Raw genomic sequence first — 26957 nt, forward strand, 5'->3', positions numbered from 1 at the left:
GCGCGGCACCGAGCCACTCGTCGTCAAGCCGGAGTTGCTCAGCGCGCCGTTCGGGCGGCCACGAGAACGATGGCAGGCCTCAGAAGGCTTGTGCGCCGCGCCGTGATCCGGCCCCGGGATATCGCGGTCGCGCACGGTTCGCCTCGACGCGTGCTCACCCAACCCCCGTGCACCCCATGCCGACATGCGCTCGTGACCGATGCGTAGCGCATTACGGTAGTGCCGGTCCCGTGCAGGGGGTTGACTTAATACCATGGCATTCCAACAGCGGCCGCTTCGATCACCGGCTGAGTTGATCGTGGTCACCAACGGGGCGGATACCGCGCTCACCTCGGCCGCCTTGCGTGAAAGTCAGAGCACCGAGGCGCGATTGACGACGCTGCTGCCCGAGGGTTGTCGGCTTGCGCGGATCTTCGGCCCGGCCAACCGCCTGCCCGCTCGTGTCGCGGGTACATCGCACGAGCCCGTTGCCGCGATGTATCTCCAGTACTTCTCCGTGCACGGCGTCGCCGAGGATCTCGACGCGGTCGCCGCACGACTGCGCGAAGACGACGAGGTCGCCGGGGCCTACGTCAAACCGCCCGCCGAACCGCCGATCGCCCCGGACGGTGCACCGGGTGCGCGGGTCGATGACGCACCGGCGGTCACCCCGAATTTCCAAGCGCGCCAGGGCTACCTCGACCCCGCACCGCAGGGCGTCGACGCGCGGTGGGCGTGGACCATGCCCGGCGGACGCGGCCAGGGGGTGCGCGTGATCGATATCGAAGGCGCGTGGCGGTTCACCCACGAAGACCTGCTGATGGGCCAGGGCGGAGTGATCGGTGGCAACCCCTCACCGGATCGGGGCTGGCGCGACCACGGCACCGCGGTCGCGGGCGAGATCAGCGGGGACGTGAACGCCTACGGCATCACCGGTATCGCACCCGACGCGCTCATCCGCGCGGTGTCGATCTTCGGACCCGGCTCGGCCGCCGCGATCCGCACCGCCGCCGACGCGCTCGGTGCAGGCGATGTCATCTTGCTCGAACTGCACCGTCCCGGACCGCGATTCGACTATGCGGGCCGCCCGGACCAAGCGGGCTACATCGCGATCGAGTGGTGGCCCGACGATCTCGCGGCGATCCGCTACGCCGTCGCCCGCGGCGTCATCGTGGTGGAAGCAGCCGGAAACGGCGCCGAAGACCTCGACGCCGCCCTCTACGACCGGCGCCCCGCCGGGTTTCCCGCCTCGTGGCGCAACCCGTTCCGCGGCGGCGCGGCCGACTCGGGTGCGATCGTCGTCGGAGCGGGTGCGCCACCGCAAGGCTTCCACGGCCGTGACCACGGCCCAGGCCGGTCCCGACTGGCCTTCTCCAACTTCGGGTCCCGCGCCGACGCCCAAGGCTGGGGCAGGGAAGTGACCACCACCGGATACGGCGACTTGCAGGGCGGTTCCGACGAAGACCTCTGGTATACCGACGTCTTCAGCGGAACGTCCAGTGCCTCACCGATCGTCACCGGCGCGATCGCGAGTTACCAGGGCATCAGCGCGGTAGCCGATTCCCGCAAAACGCCCGCCGAAATACGTGCGCTGCTGCGGGCCACCGGATCGGCCCAGACCAGCGCACCAGGACGCCCGGCGAGGCAGCGGATCGGCAACCTGCCGGATTTGAAAGCCATGGCCGCGCCCTACTGACCGATGCCCAGCGATCGGGATCATCGACCGGTGCCCGCGCCCCAACTCGGGTGCTGGGCGGTCTGTTTCGGATCGGTGAGCTGGCGGGCGTTGCTGCCGTCGCTGTTCATCACCCAGATCTGGGCGCCCGGCTCGGGTGCTGGATTGCGGGAGTAGAGGATCTTCGAGCCGTCCGGCGAGAACGCCGGGTGCACTGTCGCGTCATCGGTGAGGGGACGGACATCGGCGCCATTGGCATGCATCACGTAGATCTCGGAGCGGTTCTTCCCACCCCGGTTACTGGTGAAGACGATCTTCGTGCCGTCCGGCGTGAAGATCGGGTCGGAGTTCCAGAACGGATCCGCCAGCACCTGCCGCGCGTGTGTTCCATCGGCGGCCATCACCCAGATTGCGCCGGTCCTCGTGAACAGAATCTTCGAACCATCAGGGGAGAACACAGGATTCTGCGACGAGGCTTGGCCGGGGCCGGGCGGGGCTGTCGGATCCGGGGGCGCGGTGAGCTGCTTCAGGTCGCTGCCGTCAGTATTGATCGCATAGATGGCACCGCCGCGGGCGAAGGCGATCCGCGAGCCATCGGGGGAGAACTTGGGGCCGTAGCCGCCGTCGGTGAGTCGCCGCACGTTACTGCCGTCCGGATCCATCGTCGAGATGGCGGTGCCGCCGACCACGATCTTCGATCCGTCGCGGGAAAAGCTCGGATGGTTGCCCTCGCCGATCCGAACGACATCGGTGCCATCGGGATTCATGACGAAGACCGATTGCCAGCCGTCCTGGAACGCCACCTTCTCGGTGCGTCGCGGTTGCTCCGAACGGGGCGACGGGTCCGGGTTCGACGGCTCCGAATTCGGACCGCAGCCGACGAGCAGTCCGGACAGCGCAACGCCGACGACCACCTGCCGTAGCGCGACTTTCACTTTCCGCATGCCGACCAACCTAGCCACGCGAACCCCCTCGCAGTGCGAACAAATCCGCGACGGTACCAAGCTTGCTCGGTGCGGACGAGATTACGTCGGGGCCAATTGGTTCAGCGCCGCGACGGAACCGCAGCCGAACGAGCCCGGCACCGACAACGAGTCGAAGCCCTTCCGCGCTCCGGGCGGCTGCCCCGATGGCGCAGCATGCGGACTGGCACCGCATGCCACAGAGCGATCGGCCATCGCGCAGCGGAGTGCGCCCCCGCCCCTACCGAGTAGCCCCTACCTGCGGATTCGAGTAGTCGAGCACTCGTGGCAGCGGCCTCGGAGGTCGGCACTCTGAGGGTGCGGAGAAAGGAGCCAATCATGAGCGAGCGAATCGAGGCGGGGTCGTGAGCGCCATCCACATTCGTACCTCCGGACATCATCAGCCCGGACTGGCAGGCGGTGCGGGCACGCACGGCATGGTCGCCTTCGGCACCGGCCTCGACTGCTACCTGTCGTACCGTCCGACGTTCCAGTCGCCCTACAACTACCAGGTGCTGCTCGAGGTCGCACTCGACGAACGCGGCAGCCGGGCGCTCGGCGCGGATCGGCGGTCCGGTTACACCGGCATTCACACCTTCGATCCCGAGGACTTCCCGATCGCGGAGCTCGACCCGGGGCGTGCGCGCCCGCGCAAGTCGTTCCGCGGCAGCCTGATCCGGGGCAGACGTGAACGTGATGGCATTGCCATCGCCGGCGACGTACTCGCCACCGTGCGACGCGTCGTCCACTTCGCCGAACTCGATCCGGATCGCGAACGCGGTCGCGGACTGCTCACGCATCTGTGCTTCGGTCGGCCGAGCCGGATGTATCTGGCGCATCACATCGCCCGTCAGCCGAGCTTCGATCAGATTGTTTCGGCCTGGATCGTGCCGGGCACGGTGACCGACCTGCTCGGTGAGCCACTCGCGGACGAGGTCGTCCGGAAGACTTTCGAGCAGGCACAGCCGATCATCCTCGGGCAGCGGGAGTTCACCGGTATGCGATTGCGCGCCGGGGAGCTGGCCGTCGCCGCGTTCCCGGCGACGGCGGCATCCGGTGGCGCACAGGGATTTCTGGCCGAGATCGCCGTCGAGCGGCAGATCTACTTGGAGGTCGCGGATTTGGCGTGACCGCCAGGTGGCTATTGTCAATACGCCGCAGGTCGCAGTCGCGGCACCCTGGAGGTCGGCGCGGTTGTCAGCACGTCGACGGACGCGCGGTTCCGGTTCGGAAGGCTAACTTCACTGGTATGTCCGAATCGGTTCTCCCCGCTGCTGTCTCGGGTCGACGGATCGCGGAGGTCGACATTCTCCGGGGATTCGCGCTGTTCGGCATCCTCATCACCAACGTCCTCGTCGCAAGCAGCCTGTGGTCGTACGGCGGGACGAGTGACAACCCGCGACCGCGCTTCGACGGTCCCCTCGATCACACGGTGCACGCGGTGGTCGAGGCCTTGTTCTCCGGCCGGTTCTATCTGCTGTTCGCGTTCTTGTTCGGTTACTCGTTCACCCTGCAGATCGCGGCGGCGCAGCGCGCGGGAGTCTCGGCCAACGCGCGACTGTTGCGCCGGTGTCTTGCGTTGATGGTGATCGGGCTGGTGCACGTGTTCTTGCTGTGGATCGGTGAAATCCTCACCTTGTACGCGTTCCTGTGCCTGATCCTGATCCCGCTGAAGAAGCTGAAGGCGCGCACCGCCGCGATCACGGGGGCGGTGCTGTATGTGGTGTGGTGCGGGTGGAGTTTCCTGCCTGCCGAGGACGACAAACTCGCGGCGCTGTCCGGTTTGTTCGACTTCCAGCGGATCCACGACGGATATACCGGCAGCCTCGAAGACACCCTCGGCACACAGATTTGGCTCGCGCCGATATTCATCGGCCTGATCTGGTTCACCCAGGGGATCACCAGCCTCGGCATGTTCCTGCTCGGTATGGCGGCAGGGAAACGGCAGCTGTTCAGCGACCGGGAAACGTTGCGGCGGTGGGCACCATGGGTCGTGGTCGGCGGCCTTGGGGTCGGTCTGCCGGTGTCGCTGGGCACCTTCGCGGGATCGATGAACTGGATGACGATGCCCAGCCAGTGGGCCGGGATTCAGCAGCTGGTCAATCCATTGATGACGTTCGCCTACATAGCGGGCATCATCTGCCTCACTCAGTCTCCGCGCACCGCGACCATGCTCGGGCACCTTGCGCCAGCTGGGCGGATGGCGGCGTCCAACTACATCGGGCAATCCATCGTGCTCATGCTGATCTACACCGGTTATGGGCTCGCGTTGGTCGACGAGATTCCGCCGTTCGGCGTCGTCGCGATTGCCTTGGTTACCTATGCCGCGCAGCTGGCGTTGAGTACCTGGTGGTTGCGTGAGCACCGGTACGGGCCGGTAGAGTGGGTGCTGCGGGCGGCTACCTATTTGTCGATTCCGCAGTGGTGGCGGCCGGAACAAACTCCGGCACAGGCGGATTGACGCCGAACTATGCGTGGCGCCGACTATCGGCGGAAGCGCGGCCCGCGCCCATGCTGACCAGCAGCGCGAGGACGAGCAGCAACAGCCATTCCGGGGCGTAGAAGAAGTTGCTGACGCGGTCGGGAAAAGTGTGGAAGTTCTTGCCTATCGCTGGGATCACCGACAGCCACAGCGCGCCGGCCATGGTGGCAGCGAGAGCGGCGGCCGCGATTCTGGTGCAGGCACCGAGTATGAGCAGGGCGCCGCCGACGAGCTCGATCCAGGCGGTGACCGGGGCGGTGAGGTGGGGAAACGGTGCGCCGAGCGCGACGAACTCGTCGCGGAACCAGTCGAGATCGGTGACCTTCTTGACCGCACCGATCAGGAACATCAGCCCCACGCTGAGACGACAACAGAGCAGCCAGATGTCAGCAGTTCGAGTTTGCGGGCGCATAGCTACGAGTGTCACATAACTTCGGGGGCCGACCTCTGGGCGAAGCAATGGCGCGCAAATCGAAGCGGTGAGGTGCCTGTCATCGGACACCCGCCACAGTTCAGTGCCGCAGTGCACGCGTTCGCAGCGCCGACAACCCGAGCAACCCGGCATTCGGAGAGGTGTGCAACGGTGGCCCGCGATGTGGTTTTCCGAACCGATAGATTCAGATGGAACCGTCGGCGACCCGGGCACGTCCAACCTTGCGTAGAGTGCCCCGAACCCCTGAGGAGCAACCGTTGACCGAGAGCGCCGCCAACGCGGCACCGAACACCTTCAACCTGGTGCCTGACCACGTCAGCGACGCCGGCCGCTACGTGCAGACCACCGCCCAGAACCTCATCAACGGTCTGCGATCGGCCTCGGCCGACGTCACCGCGCTCGAGTCGAGTTGGCGTGGCACCGCGGCCACCGCGTACTCCACCGCGTGGGACGAGGTCCACCGCGGCGCCCTGGACGTCTTCGAAGCTCTCGCCGACATGGCCGACCTGCTCGGCGTCGTCGTCGACCGCAGCGCCGCCACCGACGCAGGCAATGCCGCTGCGGTAAGTTCGCTGAACCTGCCCTGACAGTCGCTCCGCACCGAGACCCGTTGGGGGACAACGTTCTATGACCGACCAATACCGCGTCGACCTCGCACACCTGGACGCCGTCACCGCCAAGGTGGCCGCACTCAACTCCTTCGTCACCGACTCCCTGACCGAACTGGACCAGCGCATCGCCACCGTGCAATCGACCTGGAACGGTGCCGCCGCCGACGCGCACGCCACCGCCCACGCCGAATGGGTCGCCGCCGCAGCCCGCATGACCGAAGGACTCGACAAGATGCGCGCCGCCGCAGCGGCCGCCCACGCCTCCTACGAGAGCGGAACCGCCGCCAACCTCGCCATGCTGGGCCGCAGCGGTCAGGTCGCGCAGTGACCGGAACTGTTCTCGACGTCGACACCACGGTCTATTACGACACCGCCGCCAAGGTCGCCGCGGGTGCGTCGGCCTGGTGGGCCGCCGTCGACGCGCGCTGGCCGGAGCTGCAAAAAGCTACCGACATGGCGGGCAGCTACGCGGATGCCCGGGAGTGGGCCGCCTCCTACGACCGGCGCGCGACCGAGATCCTCAAAATGGTCGAGAAGGTGGCGACCGCGGCCCACTCGTACGCCATCGTGCTCAACGAGATGGGTTACCAGCGCGCCCTCGACGAGCACGGGGCGACCATCGACGCCGGGCCTGCACCGGCAAAGCCCCCGAAGCCGATGTACCCGGTGCTGAGTTGCCGAATACCGCTACCCAGCGCCGGCGGCCCCGGTCAGGGATTGGTAGACGAGGGGCTAGGTCTGGTCGAAAAGATCGGCCTCACCATTCCCGACGGCAACGCCACCACCATCTCGAATGCTGGTTTGACTTGGGATAGTGCCCGCACCTCGGAAGGGGCCGCCGCATTTCCTGGGATCCTCGAAGCAGGAGCTGTTGCATTCCAGGACATCATCGCTCCCGAAGCGGCGTTCATCGATGAGGATCTGCGAGCTCTGAAAGTTGCTGCGGAGCAGGTGCTCACAGCTATGGGCGATCTGGCCCAGTCGTGCCGCGATCACCGCGCCGCCCTAGACGACCTGCGCGACCAACTCAAGCAGCAACTGGAGATGGTCCGTGACGCGCTCATTCAAGAGCTCGCGATCACCGCCGCGATCTCGGTCGCGTCCTCCTTCATCACATTTGGTGCCGGTGCCGCGATCGGCTTGGCCGGAGCCGCAGCCATCTGCGCCCGCTACGCGCGCCCCATGCGTACCCTCATCGAGAACTGGCAGAAAGCCCGCAATATCCGGGCCGGCGTGAAATTCGACCAAGACCTTGCCCGCCATTCCCAAGAGCTCGATCGAATCAGCGCGCTCAAACCCAAGCCCGACCCGCCCGCACCGCTGACGAAGGACCCGATCGAGCTGCCGCCGACGCGGCACCCACCCGGCACCGCGAAGATCGAGCTCTCACCGACCGAACAGGCGGCGTTGAATCGTTATGTAAGCGACGGGTCAGTCATCAACAAGGCGATTCGCGAGGGTCGCGAACTCACCCCCGACGAAAAAGCCTGGATCGCCGACGTCAACTCTGCACTCGACAAGATGCCGCCCTACCAAGGTCCCGTTACCCGCCGGGTCGAACTGACCCCGGAGGAGATCGCCGCATACAAGGAGGGAGGCGACAAACTTGAAATGCCGTTCACCTCGTCGTCGGCCCTGCCCGACGCGGCGAAGAGCGAAGTCACTCGAAACGTCGAGTTCCAGATATTCTCACAAAACGGCAAATACATCGGCCACAACGGCGGACTACCCGACGAACTAGAAGTGCTGTTCAAATCGCCCACTCAGTTCGAAATTATTTCCAACAAAACAATTGACGGCCGCACAGTCATCGTCATGGGTGAAAAGAGTTAGGGGCAGAGAAATGCCAACAGAGATCAATGGTGCGATATTCAGAGGACCCGATGAGAACGACAACCCTCTGAGCGAAGAAGAAAAGGCTCGGATGCTGGAAGCCATCGCTGAATTCAACCGCGTGCGCGATGCCATACCCCCCGAGCAGCAGAAACACCTGCCCGAGAAATTCGGCGGGGAGGACCGACTCGGCACCCCGAAAGAAGCCGAATACCTGGCCCAGCTCGAAGAACGCAAGAAGCGCGGCGAGTACTGGGGGTGACCGCACCGGGCACGGTCGAGAATACGTGCCCGGCAGCTCTGGGATGGGTCGGGCATACCCGAGACTTGGCTGTTTCGTTCCTGCCAACGGTCGAACTGTCGGACCACCGTTGCCAGCGATCACGCACTATGCCGTGCCCGGCGATCACTGCAAATTCAGTTGTGTCACTGACGAACACGACGTGTTCACGCGATGGACGCCCTTCGTCCGGCACCTTCATCGGTCACGGATTTCGGCTGGAGTGCCAGCATGGCGGTGAGCAGTTGATCCCAGGTGGTGGGTGGGAGTTCGTGGCCGATGCCATTTAGGGGGAGAAGGGTGGCGCCGGGGATCTCGCGGGCCATGGCCTCACCGTTGCCGTACGGGAAGAATGGGTCGTCGGTGCCGTGGGCGACGAGGGTTGGTGCGGTGAGGTTGGTCAGGCGTCGGCGCCAGCGGTCACCTGTATCGACGTACGCCAGGTTGAGCAGGCTGGAGGTTATGTTGGTGGTGCGGTCGACCATTCGGGTTGCTTGGTGCCGCGCCTCCTGGTCGTCGAATCCGTTTGCGCCTGCGCGTATCCGGGCCTGTTCGACGCAGTAGTCGATCACTGCTGCTCGGTCGGACCAGTTCGGAGCGGGGGTTTTGGTGAGGAATTCTTTGATCCGGTCCGAGTGGTCGGGTAGGTCTGGGTCTGCCGGGCCGGGGGACGTTGGGCGGGTGTTGATGAGGGTCAGGGCAGAGACGCGGTCGGGGTGGTCGAGGGCGGCGAGTTGACAGATCCATCCGGCGACCGAGAAGCCGACCAGGTGCGCTCTGGGAAGTTCGAAGACATCCAGCAGGCCGATGATGTCCGAGGCCAAGTCGCGGAGGGTGTAGCCGGGGGAGCCGGTGGGGTAGGCGGTCGATCGGCCGGTGTCGCGGATGTCGTAGCGCAGGACGAAACGGCCGGCGTGGGCGAGGCGCTCGCAGAACTCGTCTTCCCAGAACAGGCGTGAGGTGCTCGGCAGCAGCACCGCCGGCTGCCGCCAAGACCCGAAGGTGGTCACACACAGGGCGGCGTCGCCGACGGTGACCAGGTGCTCGGGTGATCGTTGGACATGAAGCGGCACGGCGTCTCCTCTACGGTTGCGTTTCGCAAGAAGAGACCACTTTCGCGGCAGTAACTCATCGGTCCCGGATGTTCTGTCATGACGCCGCATACCGCGGCCCCCAAGTCCGGCTGGAGTATTAGGGCACCCGGGCGGTGAGGAGAAGGTCCAGAAGTCGATGCCCGAATTCGGTGGGCTCGTCCGTGAATCCGCTATGTCCGCCGGGGAATTCGGTGAGAGGGATGTTGAGATGAGCGGCCAGAGTGGCGGCTGGGCGGTGGGGGAGCTGGCCTCGGGTTTCTCGTCCTGCGGCGAGGACGAGCCGGTCGGTGTGGGCGGCGAGGGCAGTCTCGTTGGGTTCGTAGGAGGTGATGGGGCGGAGTTCGTTGGCCATCATGGGCGCGGCGTTGGCGTGTAGGCGGTGGAGCATTTCGGCGGCGCGGGGTGGGAGGTCGGCGGGGTCGGGCATGGGCTTCATGGTGCCGCCGATGCCTTGGAGGAAGCGGGCGCCTGCGGCCGCGACCCCTTCGGTGCGGAACAGGGTGTAGACCTCGTCGATGAACGCCTTCTGTTCGGCGGCGTCGGGAAGTACCGCGAAGCATGGGGGTTCATGGGCGATGACGAGGCGCAGCCGTTCGGGGTGGTGGACGAGCAGATCCAGGGCGATGACCGCGCCGCCGCTTCCGCCGAAGATGTAGGCGTCTTCACCTGCGGGAGTGAGGGTTTCGAGGAGTCGGTAGGCGTCGTCGCGTTGCGTCGCGACCAGCTCGCCGACGGGCTCGGCGGTGTCGAGGGTGCTGCGTGAGTAACCGCGCGGGTCGAGGGTGGTGACCGTGAAATGCTCGGCCAGGGTGTCAACGATCGGGTCGAACACGGCCGCGTCGCCTCCGCTGCCGGGCAGCAATAGAAGCAGGGGTCCGTCGCCGCGTACCTCGTAGTAGAGGGTGGCGCCAGGGACTTTCAGGGTGCCGGTTCTCATTTCTCGTCTTTCTCGTCGCTGGACGGCCACTGCTCGAGCGTGACGTGCAGTGCGTCGATGATGCGTTCCCAGGAGGCGGCGGTATCGCGGGAGTGGCTGAAACCGCCGGTTGCCTCCAGCGCGGCGTAGCCGTGAAAAGTGCTGCGCAGCAACCGGACCGCGTCGGTGAGGTCGGGTTCGGTGAGGCCGTAGGCGCGCAGCATGCCGTAGGTGAGCTCGATGCCGCGCACTGCGCCGGGGGCCGGCTCGACCAGTCCGGGCGGCACCGGCGCTTGGGTCGCGGCGTAGCGGCCCGGATACCGCAGCGCGTACTCGCGCCAGGTGTGCGCGAAGGCGGCGAGTGCGTCACGGCCCGCGCGGCCCGCGACGGCGGTCGCGATGAGGTCGGTCTTTTCGGCTGCGGCGAGCATGGCGACCCGTGCTCGGAGTTCCTGCAGGTTCTTGACGTGGGAGTAGAGGCTGGCGTCCTTGACGCCGAACTTCTTGGCCAACGCCGACATCGTGACCTTCTCGAACCCGATCTCATCGGCGAGGTCGGCCGCCGCGCGCGTGACCCGGTCGGCGGTCAACCCGGCTCGTGCCATCATCTGGACACCTCCTTAAAGCTAGTACACCTAGTTTATAACCTAGGACTATTAGGCTTAGCAAGCGCGCGGTCGCCGATGAGTTTCGCACCCACGCACCGTCGTCAGTCGTGAGCACGTAGCACCCGCAGAGGAGAACCCATGACCCAGACGTCGTCCGTCGCAGCCCACGCCCTCGATGTCCCGGGCGCCCGCCTGTATTACGAGGTGCGTGGCAGCGGACCGCTGATCGCACTGGTCGGCGCCCCGATGGACGCCGCCGCTTTCGCCCCGCTCGCCGACCTGCTGGCCACCGATCACACGGTGCTCACCATGGACCCGCGCGGACACAAGAGCAGCGTGCTCGACGACCCCGAACAGGACTCGACCCCGGCACTGCGCGCCGACGACCTGGCCCGCATCCTCGTCCACCTCGGCACGGGCCCCGCCGTCGTCTTCGGTTCCAGCGGTGGCGCGGTCACCACCTTGGCGCTGGTGCAGGCGCACCCGGAACTCGTCAGCACCGCGATCGCGCACGAGCCGCCGCTGAACGTCGTGCTGGACAATGGATTGCAAACGAGCACAGCAGATCTCGCCGCCACCTATGCCAGCGGTGACACACTGGGCGCTTGGCGCAAGTTCTTCGCCAACGCCAACATGGAGATGCCCGAGCAGGTGCTCGAGGAGATGTTCGGCGGCGACCGTGATCCGGCGCAGGTGGCCAGCGAGTGCTTCTGGTTCCTGCACGAGATCGACGGAACCGTTTGGTGGGAACCGGATTTCGAAGTGCTGCGCGCGACGCCGGTCCGGCTGGTTGCCGGGATCGGCGCCGACTCGACGGACCAGTTCTGTGATCACACCACGCGGGCGCTGGCCGCGCGGATCGACATCGAGCCCACCCTGTTCCCGGGCGGGCACACCGGATTCGTCGACGACCCAGCCACTTTCGTCATCCGGTTGCGCGAAGTACTCGGCTGAAGGTGGTGTCCTGGACGACGGCTCTGCCCGCGTCGCCGTCCAGGACGTTCACCGGGCGACCTGATGAGGGTCGAAGACGCCCGGAGTCACCACCCGTGGGGTGACGTCTACTAGGTGAGTCCCCGGATGAACTCGGCCAGGTATTGGCCGCTGTAATCGGGCTTCCCGTTGTTCTGCACCGCGGCCGCGCCGATCGTATCGATGTGGGTGTAGCCCGGCAGGGTCTCCACCTGGGCGGTGGCTCCGGTCGGAATCCAGGTACCCACGCCGTACTGAACGACACTGTCACCCGCGTAGGCGATGAAGTTCGGTTTGGTGCGACTCATGTTGTGGTAGCGCAGGTCAACCATGTTGCCGCTGCGGGCGCCGGTGAAGCCCGCGCCGAGATCGATGACCATGCGCGCCGGGAAGTAAGTCTCCCAGTAGGCGGTTGGTGCACCGGTGCCCAATTGCCTTGCCACGGCGTGGATGTCGGAGGTCTCCCGGCTCGGTGCCGTCCACGGCACGCCGACGACGTCGTTGTAGTTGCGCCACGTGTAGAGCACGTTCCGGTCGGTCGGCGCGACCCGCGTCTGCGGGCCCGCGCTCATCCGCAAGTAGTTGCCCAGCACCGGAACCTGGGTCGCCCCACCGCCATTCGGGAACGTCTTCTCCTGCACCGGACCGCCCGCGAGGGCGCCGACACCCTGCTGCAACAGTGCGAAGTTGCCGGAGTTGTTGTCGATGAACGTGCCGAGCAGCGCCGTATTGGTGAACCGGTAGTCGCGGATGGTGCCCTCACCGTTCGAGCCGCCGGACGCGACCGCCGCCCAGCTCTGGCCGAACATGGTGGTGAGCGTGGTCTCCACCTCCGGATCGTGCAGGTGGGCCAGCAATTGGCTCTCCTCGTCCGGCGCGAGATGTGCGGCGAGCCCGGCCAGGCGGTAGAGCATCATCGCCTTGGTGCCGATCACCGGAACGGGGCCGAGGGTGCGCATCGGCAGCACCCCGCTGTCGAATCCGGCCTTGAGCACGGTGTTGGTCGGGCCCATGAGCGCATTGGTGACGTCGCTGAAGAACGGCGTGTTCTGGATGGCGGCCGGGTCCGAGGAGACCATCGAGTCCTGGGCGGCGAACGCAGCGCACTGGTTGTAACCGGCGTCGGCCTGGGTGGCCGGGTTGCCGTCGAAGTCCCAGTCCGAGAAGAACCCGGTGACCATCCCGCCCATCGAAATGCCGGTGCAGATGTATTTCCGCTGCCGCTCAGCCTGATCCGGCACCTCGTGCAGCATGATCTCGTACTGGTCCCTGATCACCCGCTCGACGCCGATCGCGTCCAGGATGGCCAGGTCCTGCGATTGCTTGAAGCCCGGGAAGGTGCGCCCGTCGATCGGCTTGCCGTTGAAGTAGTAGTCGACCGCGTCCAGGTAGTTCCCGGTCTGTAAGGCGTAGTCGAAGCCAGCTGTCTCATCCAAGCAGGCGCCGCGCCGCGCCAGCGACCAGAACTCGATGTTGCGGCCGAGGGATTTCGCCGAACGCACCGTGTTGCCCGCGACACCCTCGGAATTGACTGCGCCACCGCCCAATCCCTGCTGCTGCACGACCACCGCGTCGGCGTCGCGCGAGTTCTCCGGACCGCCGACGGGCCGATAGCGCAGGTACCCGGTGCGATCGCAGGCGTCCGGATGCGCAGGCACCCCCGCAGGCAACGGCAGCCGGAAGCTCACGTAGGACACCGCGATTCCGTCGCGCGTCGCGACCTGCTGCTCCTGGCGGTCCGTCGCCACCGAAGCAGGCGGTTCCCCGGCCGCCGCCGCCAGGCCCGGCGGGACCAGACCGGCGGCCACCACCGTCATCACCGCCGTTGCCGCCCAACCAGTTCGGCGCTCGCCGCGCCGCCTACCCTGCCGTACCGACTGTCCGAGACGCCGCGCCGCATTTGCCACGGTCAGTGACGTTGCCATGGACCGAGACCCACGTCACTGGGAGATTTTTCAGGAGTTTGCCCGATAGTTCATGCAGTTCGCCAAGATCGAACAGGGCACTCAGTCGCCGTGCCAGGACCGCCACAATCCGGCGTAAATGCCTGCCGCCGCGACGAGTTCGTCGTGCGTGCCCAGCTCGATGATCGCCCCGTCGGTCATCACGACGATGCGGTCGGCGTCGTGCGCGGTGTGCAGGCGATGGGCGATGGCGATCACTGTGCGGCCCGCCAGGACCGCGGCCAGGGCGCGCTCGGTTGCGCGGGCGGAGGCGGGATCGAGCAGGGCCGTTGCTTCGTCGAGGATCAGTGTGTGCGGGTTGGCCAGCGCTACCCGGGCCAAGGCGAGCTGTTGGGCCTGTGCGCCGTTGAGGGCGTGTCCTGCGCCGCCGAGTTCGGTGTCGAGGCCGTCGGGAAGTTCCGGTGCCCAGCGGGCGTCGACGGTGGTGAGTGCGTCGCGCATCCGCTCGTCGGTCGCGGTGGGGTCTGCGATGCGCAGGTTGCCGCGCAACGTGTCCTGGAAGACGTGATGTTCCTGCGTGACGAGAACGACCTGGCGACGCAACAACTCTGGTGTGAGGTCCGCGATCGGTACGCCACCGACGGACACGGTTCCCGACCGTGGTTCCTCCAGTCCGGCGAGGAGTCGGCCGAGGGTGGTTTTGCCCGCTCCCGACGGTCCGACGATCGCGAGTTTCTCCCCGGCCGCGATGTCGAGGGTGACGCCGCGCAGCACGTCCCGGTCGCCGGTGTAGGCGAAATGGCAGTCCGCGACCTCGATTCGGTCGTCGGCGGGCTCGGCGGCGCTGCGGGGTTTGTCGCTGGGCGCCTGCGCCAGGCCTTCGACGCGGGCATAGGACGCACTGCTCTGCTGGAGCTGTTCGATCCACATCATGATGGTGTCCAGCGGCCCGGACAGTTGCCGCAGGTACAGTACGGCCGCGATGACGGTGCCGAGACTCACCACGCCGGCCCGCTCCAGCATGCCGCCGAGGAACAGCACGCCGGCCAGCGCGACCACCTGCGAGACATCGATCGAGGGCAACAGCACCGATCGCAGCCACAGGGTGCGCAGCCGGGTTCGGCGCGAATGTGCGATCGCGGTATCGGTTTGCGTACGGCGGCGCTGGTGCAACCCGAACGCCTCGATGGTGCGCGCACCCTGGGCGGTCGTGGTGAGGATGTCGGCCAGCGCCGCCGTGGCGGCACCCTCGGTGAGGTAGTCGGTGCGGGCCCGGCGCAGATACCAGCGCAACGCTACGGCGATGCCGATCAGGCTGGTCAACGCGCACACGCCGAGCAGCGGGTGCAACACCATGACCGCTGCGATGATGAACACGGCCTGTACGGTGGCCACCAAAACCTCTGGGGCGGCGTCGCGTAGCGCGGTGGCGGCACTGCCGACGTCGCTGGTTCCGCGGGTGACGAGATCACCGGTCGGCACGTGTTCGACGGTCGAGGCGGGTAGTGCGAGGGTGCGGTCGAGGTAGCGTTCGCGGATGCGGGCCGCGGCCCCCTCGCCGAAACGTGCGCCCGCGTACAGCGCGAACCTGGTCAGCACCAACTGGATGAGGGTGAATGCGACGATCGCCAGCGCGAGTTCGTCGATCCTGGAAACCGCGCCCGGTCCGGTCGATTCCTTGACCGTGTCCACGATGGCGCCGAGTAGCCGCGGTGCCGCGAGCCCGGCCGCCGCGGCGAGGGCGTTCAGGAGCAGCATCACGGCGAAACCTGTTCGGTCCGCACGGATCTCGTGCCAGGCGGCGCGACGCACGGCGGCCCGGTCCGCGACGGGCAGGGTCGCGGCGTTCGTACTCGCGGGGGTCATCGCAGCGCCTTCTCGTCCGCGTCGCGGGATACCAAGGCGCGATAGCCCGGCTCGCCGGTGAGCAACTCGTGATGTGTGCCGCGCGCAGCCACCCTCCCGTCGACGAGGTATTCGACGACGTCGGCCTGCTCCAGCACGAGCGGGGACGTCGTCGTGACGACCGTGGTCCGGCCGGTGCGCGCGAGCCGCAGCCTGGTGGCGATAACCGCCTCGGTGTGTGTGTCGACGGCCGAGGTGGGTTCCACCGCGAGCAGAATCTGCGGTTCGGCGTACAACGCGCGAGCCAGCCGAAGACGTTGCCGCTGACCGCCGGAGAGGTTGCGTCCCTGCGCGGTGATCATCGAGTCCAGTCCGCCAGGCAGTGCGTCGAGCACATCTGTCGCCGCGGCGGCGTGGACGGCCGCGGTGATTTTCCCGTCGTCCGGTTCGCGTGGTCCCGCGACGACCTCCCGGACCGTGCCGGTGAACAGCGCGGCATCGTTGTCTGCCACTATGATTCGGTCCCGCACCTGGTCCAGCACGATGTCGTCCAGTCGGCGTCCGCCCCACTCGACCGTCGACTCCGCGAATCGACCGAGCCGGTCCACGATGGCGACGGCATCGCCATGTCGCCCACCCGCGAGCGCGGTGAAGGCGCCGGGCCGGACCTCGACTCCCGATGCCGGGTCCCGCAGGGTTTCGGGGTGTTCCGGTGCGTCGGCCGCAGTCGCCGCATCCACGTGATCCGGTGTCACCGCGAGCAGCCGGATCACCCGGCGGGCCGCGATGATGCCGTGGGTCAGCATGTTGGCGCCTTCGATGAGGGACGACACCGGGACCACCAACATCGCGACATAGCCGTACACGGCGACCAGGTCGCCGATCGAGATCGTGCCGTCGACGGCCATCCGCGCGGCCAGCCAGGTGACGGCGGCGAGGAACAGCGCGGGCAACCCGGTGCCGAGCGCGCCCAGCCAGCTCATCACCGCGCCGACCCGATAGCCCTTGTGCCGCAAGGACTGTGAGTCCCGCCGGTAACGGTCGATGTAGTGCTGCTTGCCGCCGAGACCGTTGAGGATGCGCAGCCCCGTCAGGATGTCGACCAGCCGCGCGGTCGAAACACCCTGTAGCTCACGGTAATCCCCGCCGACTCGATACAGTCTGCCGAGCAGCGGGCCGACCGCGACCACGAGCAGCGGAACGCCGGTCAGGATCACCAGGGCGAGCAGCGGCGACAGCGAGAACAGGAGCACAGCCACGGTCACGTAGGCGATCACCGCGCCGACGCCCGGGCCGGTGATCGTCAGCGACGAGGCGATCGCCCGCACGTCGCCCATGCCGATCGCCGCGACCTCACCCGCCGTGGTGCGCCGCGTCAGTGTGGCGCCCAGGTGCGCGGCGTGGTTGGCGGTGGTGCGGGCGATCCGGAACGAGGCGTCCATCCTGACCTTGGTCATCGTGCGGTGCCGGGCGACGGCCAGTCCCGCGTTGGCGACCCCGGCCCCGAGGATCGCGAGCGTCCACCACGCCAGCGCCGGCATGTCGTGCGCGCGTAGGCCGTCATCGATCGCCCGGGACAGCAGGTAAGGCGGGAGCGCGAGGCCGACCGTCCACAGCGTGCCCAGTGCCGCGCCGGTCGCGACGCGGGCGCGCTGGCAGACGACCAGCCACCACAGCAGTCGCAGGGGACCGGATTGATAGTCGGTCGGTTCACGTTCGCTCATGGCCCCACACCCCTGCCTGTCGATATCGACGGTCCCGTACGAATCGTATTGGCAGGGATCATTTCCCACTGTGGTCGCCGCCGCGACGCCGGTTTTCATCACCGACGACTGCTCGATGGCGATCTTCCCGCTGGTGCTCGTCGCGATCGGTGGCCCACCCCACCGATCGCCGTGTGCGGCGGAGCGCGCGAGCCGCTCGACCTCAGCCCATGCCGGGCTCGCCCGACCCGCCGGTACCGGGGTTGCCAGGGCCTCCGCCCTGCCCCATGCCGGGGTCGCCGGAACCGCCTGCCCCATACTCGGGTCACCGGAACCGGCCACCTGCACGGTGCCCGGAGTCTCGGCCGACGCAATACTCGCGAGCGGGGATGCCAACGCGACGGCCGCGGTCACCCCGCCGATTCCAACGACGGCAAAGCCGCGGCGAACTCATGGAAACTCCCGATCCAGAACGACGACCGATCGTCGTCGTTGTCCGAGCCGCGGCCGGATGGCCGGGCTACCGTCGAGACTCGGAAACCGAGCGTAACGACAGTGTCAGCCGGATATAACAGCATGCTGCTGTCGAATGCGTTGGCGCGCAGCGCAATATGGACGTGCTTCGCCTGCTGCTGCTCGGGTGGGAGCGCTGAGCGAACCGAATGCCGGGGGAGCGCCCGCGCGGCAAGGGGCCCGTTTCGCGGTCTCGGCGGCACCCTCGTTCGGCGAGGCACCGTCCGACGTTGGTCCGGCGCGTCGGGACACGAGACAAGGCTGCTCGGATACAGTCGGCCAATGGGCCGCGTATGGATATATGCGCTGATCACTGCGTTGGCAACGACGTGGGTCACGGTTCCCGCGCGGTCGTCGGCAGAGGAGCCTGCCGGGCGTGATGTGATCGCGCAGATGTTCGGCTGGAACTGGCGGTCCATCGGCCACGAATGTCAGGCAACGCTCGGCAAACTGGGTTACAGCGCCGTGCAGACCTCGCCCCCGGAGGAGCATTCCCTCTGGCCGGACAAGGGCTTTCCGTGGTGGCAGAGCTACTCCGCGGTGTCCTACAAGCTGGACAGCCGCTTCGGTACGCGCGACGAGTTGGCGGCCATGGTGCGCAGCTGCCACGAAGCGGGTGTGCAGGTGTACGTCGACGCGGTCATCAACAACATGTCCGCGACGACCGACTGCAGCATCGGCAGTGCGCTCACCCCGCACTGCCATTACTGGTATCCGGCGGTGCCCTACAGCGAGCGCGACTTCCACCATTGCGGCACACCGCATGATGCCGTCGAGAACCTCGCGGACCGCTCCCAGGTGTTCAACTGCCAATCGTTCAACGGGGCAGACCTGGCGACCGGTGACGACTCCGTCCGGGATCGGATCGCCGGTTACCTCAACGATCTGCTCTCCCTCGGGGTCGACGGGTTCCGTATCGACTCGGCCAAATACATTCCGCCCGAAGACATCGCGGCGATCGAGCAGCGGCTCAGCCGACCGGCCTACGTCTACCAGGAGGTCATCTACGGCTGGGGTGAAGGTGTGCAGCCCGAGGAGTATCTCGCCACCGGTGCCGTGATGGACCTGCGCTACGCCGGAACCCTGAGCCAGATCTTCCGGCACGGGCGGCTGGCCTGGTTGCGTACCTTCAGCTCGGCGCTGCCCTCCGACAACACCGTGGTCTTCGTGGCCAACCACGACACCGAGCACAACGGTTCCACCCTGACCTATGCCGACGGCGAGCGGTACACGATGGCGAACGCGTTCATGCTCGCCTGGCCCTACGGGCGGCCGAAGGTGCTCAGCGGGTACGCGTTCAGCAGCTATGACGAGCCGCCGCCGTCCGATCCGCTCGGGCGTGCGATGGATTCGCGGTGCGGAGATGGGCGTTGGTTGTGTGAGCATGCGTGGCCGGGAATCGGCGGCATGGTCGGCTTTCATGAGCAAGTTCATGGGCAGCCGGTGGTGGGGTGGTCCGACAACGGTGGCAACAGGATCTCGTTCGGGCGGGGTAGTGCGGGGTATCTCGTGCTCAACGGTGAGGACTTTCCGGCCGACGCAGGCATCTACCAGACCTCGCTGCCTGCCGGGAGCTACTGCGATGTGCTGCACGGTGCCGTTGCGGGAGGATCTTGCACGGGTCCGAGTTATCAGGTCGACGGCGCCGGTTTGCTGCACGCCGACGTCGCCGCGCAGTCCGGGATCGCGCTGCACACCGGGGCGATGATCGCCGAATAGCTCTGGGCTACAAATGGTTTGGCTGCCGGATCGGTAGGCGGCCGAGGATGGCAGTGACGAGAGGATTGCGGTGAGCGTCGCCAGGATCCTCGGGACCGTCTCGGGGCGTTGGCCCGGCCCATGTCCGGAGGCAACCAGGGCATGGGGTGCTCGTCGCCGCGGCGTCGTTTCCGATGCTGTTGATGGCGTCGGCGATCGGGATCGCGCTGTTGCGGCCGCACCAGCCAGCACCACTCGGGCGGGTATGGGGCGACGAGCGCAGGGGCGCAATGGCAAGCTTGCGGCATGGTGATCACAGGATGAGTCGTGGTGTGTTGGTAAGCGGGGCCTCGCGGGGGATCGGACGGGCGATCGCCCTGGCGTTCGCGGAGATCGGTGATCGAGTGGCCGTTCACTACTCGTCGAGCCGGGACGATGGTGCGGAAACCTTGCGCGGGTTGCCGGGCGAGGGGCATGTGCTCGTCAGCGGGAACATCGGTTCGCCGGATGCCGTCGCGGGCATCGTCGACGCGGCAATCGAAGGGCTGGGCGCGGTCGAGGTGCTCGTCAACAATGCGGCGGTCAATATCGCACATCCCGTGGCGGACACCGACTATGCCGAGTGGCAGCGGACATGGCGAGAAACCATGGACGTCAACGTGTTCGGGACGGCCAACATGTCCTACTGCGTCGCCCGGCACATGATCGCCGAGGGCATCGAGGGACGAATCGTGAACATCGGCTCGCGCGGCGCGTTCCGCGGTGAACCCGAATACGTCGGCTACGGCGCCAGCAAAGCCGCCGTGCACGCCCTCGGCCAGTCCCTCGCCGTCGAACTGGCTCCCCACGGCATCGCGGTCGCCTCGGTCGCCCCCGGTTTCGTCGCAACCGAACGCGTCGCCCACCGCGTCACCGACGACGTCCGCGCCCAGAGCCCCTTCGGCCGCGTGGCCACCCCCGCCGAAATCGCCTCAGCCGTCCGCTACCTCGCCTCACCCGAGGCCACCTGGACCTCCGGCTCCGTCCTCAACGTCAACGGAGCCTCCTACCTCCACTGACCCGGCCACGCAACCACGGTGTTCATGATCAACGGGACATGACGGCGGCCCCGCTCGCACGTCTGCGCCGCTATGTCCCGTCCGACTTCTCGTCGGGCGGGAGACGACGGCGGAGTTATCGGCGATGCCGCAGGGCGCCTGTCCCGTCGATCATGAAACCCCATCGGACCCCACCCCTTCGCGGCTCGAGCACCGAAACATCCTGTCGCAAAGGGGATTGCGACGTGGAATGATCCCATGCATGGCAGTGCCGGGACGGGTGGCGTTGGTGACCGGGAGCTCGCGCGGGCTGGGTAGCGCTATTGCACAGCGGCTGGCCGCAGACGGGTTGGCTGTCGCTGTCAACGGTATGGGGGCGGAGAAGGCGCAGGGGGTCGTGCAGACTATTCGCGACAACGGCGGTGTCGCCGAAGCGTTCCCAGCCGACGTCACCGATGAGGATCAGGTGCGCGAACTCGTCGCCGCGGTCACCGACGGTCTCGGCCCGATCGACGTGTTGGTCCTGAATGCGACCGGCCCCCAACCCGAGGCGCCGTTGACCGACGTCGGCTGGGACGATCATCTGGCGCAACTGAACTTCTTCGTGAAGAGCCCGATCCTGCTCGCGCACCACATAATCCCCGGCATGCAGGATCGCCGCTACGGCCGCATCGTGCACATCGACTCCGAAGTAGCCGACAGCCCACCTCCCGGCCGCTCCGCCTACGCCACCGCCAAACACGCTCAGATCGGCCTGACCCGCAGCTGGGCCCGCGAACTCGCCCCCTTCGGCATCACCGTCAACACCGTCGCCCCCGGCTTCGTCCCGGTCGAACGCCACGCCGACGTCTCCGCCGCCACTCGCGCCGCCTACCTCGCCACAATCCCGGTCGGCCGCTTGGGAATCCCGGACGACATCGCCGCCGCCGTCAGCTTCTTCGCCTCGCTGTCAGCCTCTTTCGTGACCGGCCAACGCCTCGTCATCGACGGCGGCCGCTCTCTGCACGCCTGAGTGGCCCCGCACAGCGGTTACCGAGGAAGGTTCCCGGTCTCCGCATGGAGGCCGAGGAGAGGCAGGCTCGCGACCACCCCGCCCACGCCCGCCCCCACAGCCCATCCGACCAATACATCGGTCGGCCAATGCGCCCCGAGATATACCATCGCCACACCGATCAGCAGGACCACCACCGCGAGCAGGGCGGCCGTCCAGCGGCGCTGCCCCGCCGACCAAGGCAGCACCAAATATGTGGCGACTACCACGGCCGCCGTCATCGCCGCGATAGTTGAGGGCATCGCCCATCCACCGATTTGAACTACGGCCAGATCCCCGGACGGCCGCGCCCGCTGAACCATCTGCTTGAACACACTGGCGACCACCAGCGCCGCCACACTCGCGACTGCGACCGTAGCCCCTTGCCACCACCAACGTTTCGCGACCACCACGATCAGCCCCACCGCCCCGACCGCGGCCATGACCGCAGGGCTCGCACCCATATCCATCGCCCACCGCGCCATCGTCGTCAACGTCGGAGTCCGATGCTCGGAAAGCCAGCGCAGGACATCCAGATCCACACTCACGGTGCACATTCTGCCTGTCGGAAGACACGTCGGAGGGGCGGGCCGGTGCGGAACATTCGACATCCCACCCCATCCGAGTCACGTTGTGCGACATGATGAAGTACGTGATTCACACGTCAGAGGGGTACTGGCAATGAATGCGGAGAGTCTCGATCGGTCCGACGGATCTGTGTTGGTCAGGGATGTGGTCCGCGAGGTGATCGCCGAGGTAGCTGCCGAGGAGCTACCCCTGGTGGACCGGCTGCGCCAGCTCGACGACGAGCAGGTGGTGCGATTGCTCAGCCGACGCAGTCATGGTCGCGATCTACTCGGATTCGGCATCGACGACATGGTGGTGCTGGCGAGTCCCGTGGTGTGGGTGGCGGTCAACGAGGCAGCGAAGCGATTTACCAACGACGCGATCACCGGCGGCGGCAAGGTGGCACGTTTCGGGCTGCGCCGACTCTTCCGCCGAACCAGCGCCGCGTCGGCCGTGCCCCCGCTGACCCCCGAACAGATCGCCGAAATACGGACGCAGATAATGGATTCCGCTGTGCGTAGCGGAATGACCGACGACCGCGCGCAAGTAATCGCCGACTGCGTAGCCGGTCGGCTGCTTCTCGGTGATTCCGCCGACGCCCACCATCCCCCCGCTGAGCCCTGACACGCGATCGAACGCTCAGCCCAGGCACCGAAACGCCGATAATGATCGGCCGCGCGGGAAAGGCATTGGCATCACCGTCGACTCGGACACACCCGTAGCGCCGATCCAGGCCAGGGCCTTCGCCGCTGGTACCGCGATTCGGTTCGCACTGTTGCTGGCTTTCATCGCGGTGGACAGTCTGTATCTGCTATCGATGTCCACGTCGTGGTATCGGAGCCGCGGCGGCGAATGGTTCGAGCTCTGCCGTCTCGCGGTGGGCCACGACCCGATGCAGCCGTACCGGCCGGTCGAGGCGATCACCTATGCCGCGTGGATCGAATCCTGCGACGTCGCACATGGATTGCGGGCACCGGGTGCGTGGATGCCCGTCGGCGCGGTGGCAGTGGTCGGGGTAGCGATCGCAATCTATCTGCTGTGGCCGACATGGCGACGCAGGCGTGGTCGACTGCTTCCCATCGATCTGAGCTCGGCCGACGAGTTAGCCCAGCAGCTGCGGGATCTCGTAGCCCTCGCCGGTCTACGAAGAACACCCGGATTCGTGATCGACCCGCGAACCGACACGGTCAGTGCGGTCGTTTTCGGGCGGCTGGGCAGGTACACGGTGTGCCTCGATGCCGGTTTGGTGGCGCGCAGCGCTGCCGGTCCGGACGTACTGCGCGACGTGGTGCTGCACGAACTCGCGCACATTCGCAACCGCGACGTCGACATCACCTACGCCACGGTTGCTCTGTGGCGAGCCTTCTTGCTGTGCGTGCTGCTTCCCCATCTGGTCGGACAAGCGGTGTCGCTGGCGACCGATCCCGAGCTCTGGCGTGCCGAATGGCAATTGGGGCTGCGCGGCCTGCTCCGGGTCGCGCTACTTGTCGCCCTGACCTATCTGGTCCGCGCCGACATCCTGCGGAATCGCGAGTTCTACGCCGACCTCGATGCCGCAAACCTCGCCGGGCACACCGCGTTTTCCTGGCGGACCGAGCGACTACGGGTGCGGCCGAGATCGGCCGCCTGGCAACGGTTCCTCGGTCTATGGCGCACCCATCCCGCCGCGGCGGAACGCGTTCGATCCTTGCGCAACCCCGGAATCCTGTTCGGTGCCACCGCACTACCGATGTTCCTCACCGGAGTCATCGCTCAGGTCACCAGCGTGACCGTGCCTTTCGTGGTCGAGGCATTCGGCCTGTCCTGGGGCTGGGCGGGCACCAGAGACGTGTCGACCTGGCTGACTGCCGTGCTCGTGGTCGGCATTGCCGGCTACGCGCTGTGGCGGGCGGTCGCCTACAACGTTCTCACTGGACGCCGCGTTCCCCCGGGATGGGGTGCCGGGGTCTGGCTCGGCATCGGCATGGCAGTGGGCGAGTTGGTGTCGTTCCGCACGGCAGGCTCGGCGCTGTTGCCGCCGGATCCCGAACTGCTGCTGCTGTTCGTGATCACCGGATCGGTATTCACTTGGTGGGTCACCCAATCCGCGGAACTGTGGATCCGCGGCTGCCGCGGTCGTTCGATCCGCCCGGTGCAGTTTCTCGGCCTGGCGGCCGCCCTGGTCGTCTTCGGCACCTGGTACGGATACTGGATGAGCGGACCGTTCCTGCTCCTGATCGGACCGCTGCGGTCTTTGGACCTGGTGCTGCCCGGCCTCCCGCCTTGGTTCTGGGTCATCGCGGATCTGGGCAATAGACCTTTGGTGCTGGTGGGCGCTACCGTCCTGTGGCTGTTTCCGCTGCTCGCTTTGGTGCGGAAGCCTGGGACCGGAACACCGCGGTGGGTGCGGCGGGCGCGCACCGACGCGCCGGACGACGGCATGACCGTACATCGACCGGTGTCGCTGCGGCCCGCAGCCGTCGCCGCTGTGCTCGGCGGCGCGCTGAGCTGCGCGGCCGTCGCGATAGTCCTGCTTGCTCTGCATCCCGACCAGCCACCGGTGGAACAGAGGTTGACTGCGGCGTGGCTGTACGGCTATCCGATGTGGTTGATGGCAGGCCTGGGGGCTGCGACGGTGGCGACCGCAATGATCGTCTCCGCGACCACCGTCCGGTACCGGCTGGCGATGGCTCTCGCCGCGTCCGGCGGTGCCGGCCTGATCGGACTGCTCGGATTGTTCGCCTTCGCGTCGGTCGATGGCTGCATCGGGCCGATGCGGGTCTTGGGATACGCGTGTTCGTGGCGGCCATATCCGGCATGGCACGTTGTCACGCAACAGGTTCCATTCGTGCTGGGCCTCGGCATCACCTTGGCCGCGATCGGCGCGCTGATCGGTGCCGTGCTCGCCGAGGGTGGTCGGCGCCTGACGAATCGACGCCCCGCACCGGCGTCGCACGACGCGGAACGGCCCGAATCTCTGGTAGTCCGCAGGCTTGTCGTGGCGGCCGCATGCACAGCGGTGGCCGTCCTCGGCGTCAACACCGCGCGCAACTACTACGTGCGAGACGACTCCGCCATCGACGCCGCCGCCGTCGTCGCGACGCTCGGCCGGGAACCGCAACGCACACCGGACATGATCTCGCGACAGGTATGGGCGTGGCTGAAGGTCGGTGGCCACGACCGGATCAGCACGCTCAGCCGAGACTTTCGACAGTGGGGCACAGCCGCGGGCGACGCGGCCAACGCCGCCGAACAGGCCGGTCAGCCCACGGTGAAGGTCGACTCCGAGGTGTTCATGCCGATCTGTACCGCCATCGTCCGCGACGCCGACGACGCCGCGACCTTCATACCGATCCCGGACGCCATAGCCCAGGACGAGTGGAAGAAGACCTATATCGCCGCCGCCCAAGCCGGCAAGGACTGTCGAAATAGCCTGCAAACCAACGACGACGCCTTGTTCGACAAATCAATGAACGAGGGTCTCACCGCTGTCACCGCCTACGAGGCTTTGCTACGCCGCCTGCACTCCGTCGGCGCACTGGAAGAAGGTCCGTAGCTGAGGCAGGTTCGGCCGGGCTAGCCGCCGAACCGGACAGGATGAGCAGCAGAACGAACGGCAGTGCGAGGGTCGCCAGGCCGAGCAGTACCGGGCGCGGGCCGACCAGCTCGATCAACGCGCCCGCGCCGGCCAGGGCGAGCATGCGGACGGTGGCCGTCACCGCCGTGCTCGCGGCGATCACTCGGCCGCGCACCGCATCCGGGGTGATGCGCTGCCGCATCGTGGACACGACGATGAACCCGAGCGCTGACGCGCCGTCGAGCACCAGCACCGCCGCCGCCAGCCACAGCGGAGCGTCGAACAGGGCGAGCATGCCGACCGCGCCACCGTTGACCGACAGCACCGCAGTCAACAGGAGCGGCCACGGGACGGCGTCGCAGAACCGGGCAAGCAGCAAGCTGCTCACCAGGCCGCCGACCCCCGCCGCCGACACGATGAGCCCCGTCGTGAGCGGCGTCAGACGCAGCTCGTCGTTGGCATGCACCAGCAGCGGCAGCATCGCCGCCGCCGCGAGCAGGTGCAGGTAGCACGCGCTCGCCAGCAGCACAGTCTGGGCCCGGTCCCGCCGCACCAGCCGCAGCCCGGCCAGCACGGACTCGTCTCCCTCGGCGTCCCCCTGGGCTGGCACGTTCTTCGGCAACCGCGCCAGCAGCACGGCCGACGCCACGAAGCTCACCGCGTTGACCATCAACGTCGCCAACGGCCCCAGCGACTGCAGCAGCCAGCCACCCGCAGCCGGTCCCGTCAGGGTCGCCGCGGCGTCCGAGCCTTCCACCAAACCGTTGGCGCGCATGAGGTCTCGGTCTCCGACAAGACTCGGCAGGTAGCTGCTCGCCGACGCATGGAACACGGCGTCGCCTACGCCGGTTATCAGCGCGAGCAGCACCAGCGGCACCCACCGTGCCCCGCCGAGCAGCACCTCCGCGCCGATAGCGACGAACGCGACTGCACGGACGATGTCCGCGGTCACCATCAGGCTCTTGCGTTCCCGGCGATCCACCACGGCACCGATGTGCAGTGCTGCCAGCACCTGCGGCAGCTGGGCTGCCGCGCCGACGACGCCCGCCGTGATCGCGGACCCGGACGCCGCGAGCACCGCCAGCGGCAATACCACGTCGGTGACGCGGTCGCCGAGGACGCTCAGCGCCCGCGCGGCGAGGAAATACGGCAGCGGTTTTCGCATTCACGCCCGTCCCGCCGTTCGGCGTTGCCCCATCTTTCCCAGCGTGCGCGCAGCGAGCGAGCGAAGTCCAGGTCCGTGCGGGCACCCGTCGAAT

General features: G+C 67.2%; 23 protein-coding genes. 13 read left to right on the forward strand and 10 right to left on the reverse strand.

The features are described 5' to 3' along the window. The first annotated feature begins 253 nt into the window (after nt 1–253). The gene (locus tag DMB37_RS00760) at nt 254–1675 is read left to right on the forward strand and encodes a S8 family serine peptidase (protein WP_135230973.1); all 1422 of its coding nucleotides are present in this window, start codon (nt 254–256) and stop codon (nt 1673–1675) included. A gap of 20 nt (nt 1676–1695) precedes the next feature. Here the strand turns inward: DMB37_RS00760 and DMB37_RS00765 are convergent, their stop codons facing one another. Beyond that, on the reverse strand, nt 1696–2598 hold the full coding sequence (locus DMB37_RS00765) for a PD40 domain-containing protein (protein ID WP_135230974.1): 903 nt from the start codon (nt 2596–2598) through the stop codon (nt 1696–1698). Between the two features lie 383 nt (nt 2599–2981). Here DMB37_RS00765 and DMB37_RS00770 point away from each other — a divergent pair, with 383 nt between their 5' ends. Next, the gene (locus DMB37_RS00770) at nt 2982–3746 is read left to right on the forward strand and encodes a hypothetical protein (protein WP_135230975.1); all 765 of its coding nucleotides are present in this window, start codon (nt 2982–2984) and stop codon (nt 3744–3746) included. 119 nt (nt 3747–3865) lie between these two features. Further along, nucleotides 3866–5077: a DUF418 domain-containing protein gene (locus DMB37_RS00775; protein ID WP_135230976.1), complete on the forward strand. Its 1212-nt coding sequence runs from the start codon at nt 3866–3868 to the stop codon at nt 5075–5077. Between the two features lie 7 nt (nt 5078–5084). Here DMB37_RS00775 and DMB37_RS00780 read toward each other — a convergent pair whose 3' ends face one another. Beyond that, nucleotides 5085–5663 (reverse strand): DoxX family protein, encoded by a 579-nt coding sequence (locus DMB37_RS00780; RefSeq protein WP_370465392.1) that lies wholly within the window; start codon nt 5661–5663, stop codon nt 5085–5087. A 125-nt stretch (nt 5664–5788) separates the two neighbouring features. Between DMB37_RS00780 and DMB37_RS00785 the strand changes: the two genes are divergently transcribed. Genes DMB37_RS00785 through DMB37_RS00800 form a run of 4 tightly spaced genes read left to right on the forward strand, consistent with a single transcriptional unit; the run spans nt 5789 to nt 8237 of the window. Further along, nucleotides 5789–6118 carry a WXG100 family type VII secretion target gene (locus tag DMB37_RS00785; protein ID WP_167768667.1) on the forward strand — a complete coding sequence of 110 codons (330 nt, stop codon included), beginning with the start codon at nt 5789–5791 and terminating at the stop codon, nt 6116–6118. Nucleotides 6119–6158: 40 nt separating this feature from the next. Continuing rightward, a complete protein-coding gene (locus tag DMB37_RS00790) occupies nt 6159–6470 on the forward strand; it encodes a WXG100 family type VII secretion target (protein ID WP_135230979.1) in 312 nt (103 codons plus the stop codon). Next, the gene (locus DMB37_RS00795; protein WP_135230980.1) at nt 6467–7975 is read left to right on the forward strand and encodes a hypothetical protein; all 1509 of its coding nucleotides are present in this window, start codon (nt 6467–6469) and stop codon (nt 7973–7975) included. Before DMB37_RS00790 ends, DMB37_RS00795 begins: the two co-directional genes overlap by 4 nt. Before the next feature lie 10 nt (nt 7976–7985). Next, nucleotides 7986–8237, forward strand: a complete 252-nt coding sequence (locus DMB37_RS00800) for a hypothetical protein (protein WP_135230981.1) — start codon at nt 7986–7988, stop codon at nt 8235–8237. A gap of 185 nt (nt 8238–8422) precedes the next feature. Here DMB37_RS00800 and DMB37_RS00805 read toward each other — a convergent pair whose 3' ends face one another. From DMB37_RS00805 to DMB37_RS00815, 3 genes are all read right to left on the reverse strand, one after another. Next, a complete protein-coding gene (locus tag DMB37_RS00805) occupies nt 8423–9328 on the reverse strand; it encodes an alpha/beta fold hydrolase (protein WP_206055148.1) in 906 nt (301 codons plus the stop codon). 118 nt (nt 9329–9446) lie between these two features. Then, nucleotides 9447–10286, reverse strand: a complete 840-nt coding sequence (locus DMB37_RS00810; protein WP_135230983.1) for an alpha/beta fold hydrolase — start codon at nt 10284–10286, stop codon at nt 9447–9449. After that, nucleotides 10283–10873, reverse strand: coding sequence for a TetR/AcrR family transcriptional regulator (locus tag DMB37_RS00815; protein ID WP_370465300.1), 591 nt, complete (start codon nt 10871–10873; stop codon nt 10283–10285). The genes DMB37_RS00810 and DMB37_RS00815 overlap by 4 nt, the downstream gene beginning before the upstream one ends. Nucleotides 10874–11011: 138 nt before the next feature. Between DMB37_RS00815 and DMB37_RS00820 the strand changes: the two genes are divergently transcribed. Continuing rightward, entirely contained in the window at nt 11012–11827 is an 816-nt protein-coding gene (locus DMB37_RS00820) for an alpha/beta fold hydrolase (RefSeq protein ID WP_135230984.1), read from the forward strand. A gap of 110 nt (nt 11828–11937) precedes the next feature. Here the strand turns inward: DMB37_RS00820 and DMB37_RS00825 are convergent, their stop codons facing one another. The 3 genes from DMB37_RS00825 to DMB37_RS00835 all read right to left on the reverse strand — a co-directional run bounded on the left by DMB37_RS00825 (nt 11938) and on the right by DMB37_RS00835 (nt 17711). Then, entirely contained in the window at nt 11938–13770 is a 1833-nt protein-coding gene (locus tag DMB37_RS00825) for a hypothetical protein (protein ID WP_240772177.1), read from the reverse strand. A gap of 81 nt (nt 13771–13851) precedes the next feature. Next, nucleotides 13852–15615, reverse strand: coding sequence for an ABC transporter ATP-binding protein (locus tag DMB37_RS00830; RefSeq protein ID WP_135230985.1), 1764 nt, complete (start codon nt 15613–15615; stop codon nt 13852–13854). Continuing rightward, nucleotides 15612–17711, reverse strand: a complete 2100-nt coding sequence (locus tag DMB37_RS00835) for an ABC transporter ATP-binding protein (RefSeq protein WP_206055149.1) — start codon at nt 17709–17711, stop codon at nt 15612–15614. Before DMB37_RS00835 ends, DMB37_RS00830 begins: the two co-directional genes overlap by 4 nt. A 381-nt stretch (nt 17712–18092) precedes the next feature. Between DMB37_RS00835 and DMB37_RS00840 the strand changes: the two genes are divergently transcribed. The 3 genes from DMB37_RS00840 to DMB37_RS00850 all read left to right on the forward strand — a co-directional run bounded on the left by DMB37_RS00840 (nt 18093) and on the right by DMB37_RS00850 (nt 21557). Next, nucleotides 18093–19529 (forward strand): alpha-amylase family protein, encoded by a 1437-nt coding sequence (locus DMB37_RS00840; RefSeq protein ID WP_135230986.1) that lies wholly within the window; start codon nt 18093–18095, stop codon nt 19527–19529. 299 nt (nt 19530–19828) lie between these two features. Next, nucleotides 19829–20566, forward strand: coding sequence for an SDR family NAD(P)-dependent oxidoreductase (locus DMB37_RS00845; protein ID WP_135230987.1), 738 nt, complete (start codon nt 19829–19831; stop codon nt 20564–20566). A 241-nt stretch (nt 20567–20807) separates the two neighbouring features. Continuing rightward, a complete protein-coding gene (locus DMB37_RS00850) occupies nt 20808–21557 on the forward strand; it encodes an SDR family NAD(P)-dependent oxidoreductase (protein WP_135230988.1) in 750 nt (249 codons plus the stop codon). Nucleotides 21558–21574: 17 nt separating this feature from the next. On the opposite strand, the gene DMB37_RS00855 is transcribed toward DMB37_RS00850, so the two are convergent. Continuing rightward, entirely contained in the window at nt 21575–22123 is a 549-nt protein-coding gene (locus DMB37_RS00855) for a phosphatase PAP2 family protein (RefSeq protein ID WP_167768668.1), read from the reverse strand. Nucleotides 22124–22256: 133 nt separating this feature from the next. On the opposite strand from DMB37_RS00855, the gene DMB37_RS00860 reads away from it, so the two are divergent. Both DMB37_RS00860 and DMB37_RS00865 read left to right on the forward strand, forming a co-directional pair. Beyond that, nucleotides 22257–22766 carry a hypothetical protein gene (locus DMB37_RS00860; RefSeq protein WP_135230990.1) on the forward strand — a complete coding sequence of 170 codons (510 nt, stop codon included), beginning with the start codon at nt 22257–22259 and terminating at the stop codon, nt 22764–22766. Between the two features lie 193 nt (nt 22767–22959). After that, nucleotides 22960–25677, forward strand: coding sequence for a M48 family metalloprotease (locus DMB37_RS00865; RefSeq protein WP_135230991.1), 2718 nt, complete (start codon nt 22960–22962; stop codon nt 25675–25677). Here the strand turns inward: DMB37_RS00865 and DMB37_RS00870 are convergent. After that, nucleotides 25613–26863 (reverse strand): MFS transporter, encoded by a 1251-nt coding sequence (locus DMB37_RS00870; protein ID WP_135230992.1) that lies wholly within the window; start codon nt 26861–26863, stop codon nt 25613–25615. The two genes, DMB37_RS00865 and DMB37_RS00870, sit on opposite strands and share 65 nt — an antisense overlap. Nucleotides 26864–26957 lie beyond the last annotated feature (94 nt).

The sequence above is a fragment of the Nocardia sp. CS682 genome, assembly GCF_004634405.1.
Classification (GTDB): Bacteria; Actinomycetota; Actinomycetes; order Mycobacteriales; family Mycobacteriaceae; genus Nocardia; species Nocardia ninae.

Bases quoted from the DNA above. Each gene is read 5' to 3' on its own strand.
- DMB37_RS00825 (WP_240772177.1), bottom strand. From the start codon at position 13,770: ATGGCAACGTCACTGACCGTGGCAAATGCGGCGCGGCGTCTCGGACAG.
- DMB37_RS00775 (WP_135230976.1), top strand. From the start codon at position 3,866: ATGTCCGAATCGGTTCTCCCCGCTGCTGTCTCGGGTCGACGGATCGCG.
- DMB37_RS00760 (WP_135230973.1), top strand. From the start codon at position 254: ATGGCATTCCAACAGCGGCCGCTTCGATCACCGGCTGAGTTGATCGTG.
- DMB37_RS00820 (WP_135230984.1), top strand. From the start codon at position 11,012: ATGACCCAGACGTCGTCCGTCGCAGCCCACGCCCTCGATGTCCCGGGC.
- DMB37_RS00870 (WP_135230992.1), bottom strand. From the start codon at position 26,863: ATGCGAAAACCGCTGCCGTATTTCCTCGCCGCGCGGGCGCTGAGCGTC.
- DMB37_RS00845 (WP_135230987.1), top strand. From the start codon at position 19,829: ATGAGTCGTGGTGTGTTGGTAAGCGGGGCCTCGCGGGGGATCGGACGG.
- DMB37_RS00815 (WP_370465300.1), bottom strand. From the start codon at position 10,873: ATGATGGCACGAGCCGGGTTGACCGCCGACCGGGTCACGCGCGCGGCG.
- DMB37_RS00790 (WP_135230979.1), top strand. From the start codon at position 6,159: ATGACCGACCAATACCGCGTCGACCTCGCACACCTGGACGCCGTCACC.
- DMB37_RS00800 (WP_135230981.1), top strand. From the start codon at position 7,986: ATGCCAACAGAGATCAATGGTGCGATATTCAGAGGACCCGATGAGAAC.
- DMB37_RS00765 (WP_135230974.1), bottom strand. From the start codon at position 2,598: ATGCGGAAAGTGAAAGTCGCGCTACGGCAGGTGGTCGTCGGCGTTGCG.
- DMB37_RS00850 (WP_135230988.1), top strand. From the start codon at position 20,808: ATGGCAGTGCCGGGACGGGTGGCGTTGGTGACCGGGAGCTCGCGCGGG.
- DMB37_RS00840 (WP_135230986.1), top strand. From the start codon at position 18,093: ATGGGCCGCGTATGGATATATGCGCTGATCACTGCGTTGGCAACGACG.
- DMB37_RS00780 (WP_370465392.1), bottom strand. From the start codon at position 5,663: ATGCCGGGTTGCTCGGGTTGTCGGCGCTGCGAACGCGTGCACTGCGGC.
- DMB37_RS00830 (WP_135230985.1), bottom strand. From the start codon at position 15,615: ATGACCCCCGCGAGTACGAACGCCGCGACCCTGCCCGTCGCGGACCGG.
- DMB37_RS00860 (WP_135230990.1), top strand. From the start codon at position 22,257: ATGAATGCGGAGAGTCTCGATCGGTCCGACGGATCTGTGTTGGTCAGG.
- DMB37_RS00865 (WP_135230991.1), top strand. From the start codon at position 22,960: ATGTCCACGTCGTGGTATCGGAGCCGCGGCGGCGAATGGTTCGAGCTC.
- DMB37_RS00810 (WP_135230983.1), bottom strand. From the start codon at position 10,286: ATGAGAACCGGCACCCTGAAAGTCCCTGGCGCCACCCTCTACTACGAG.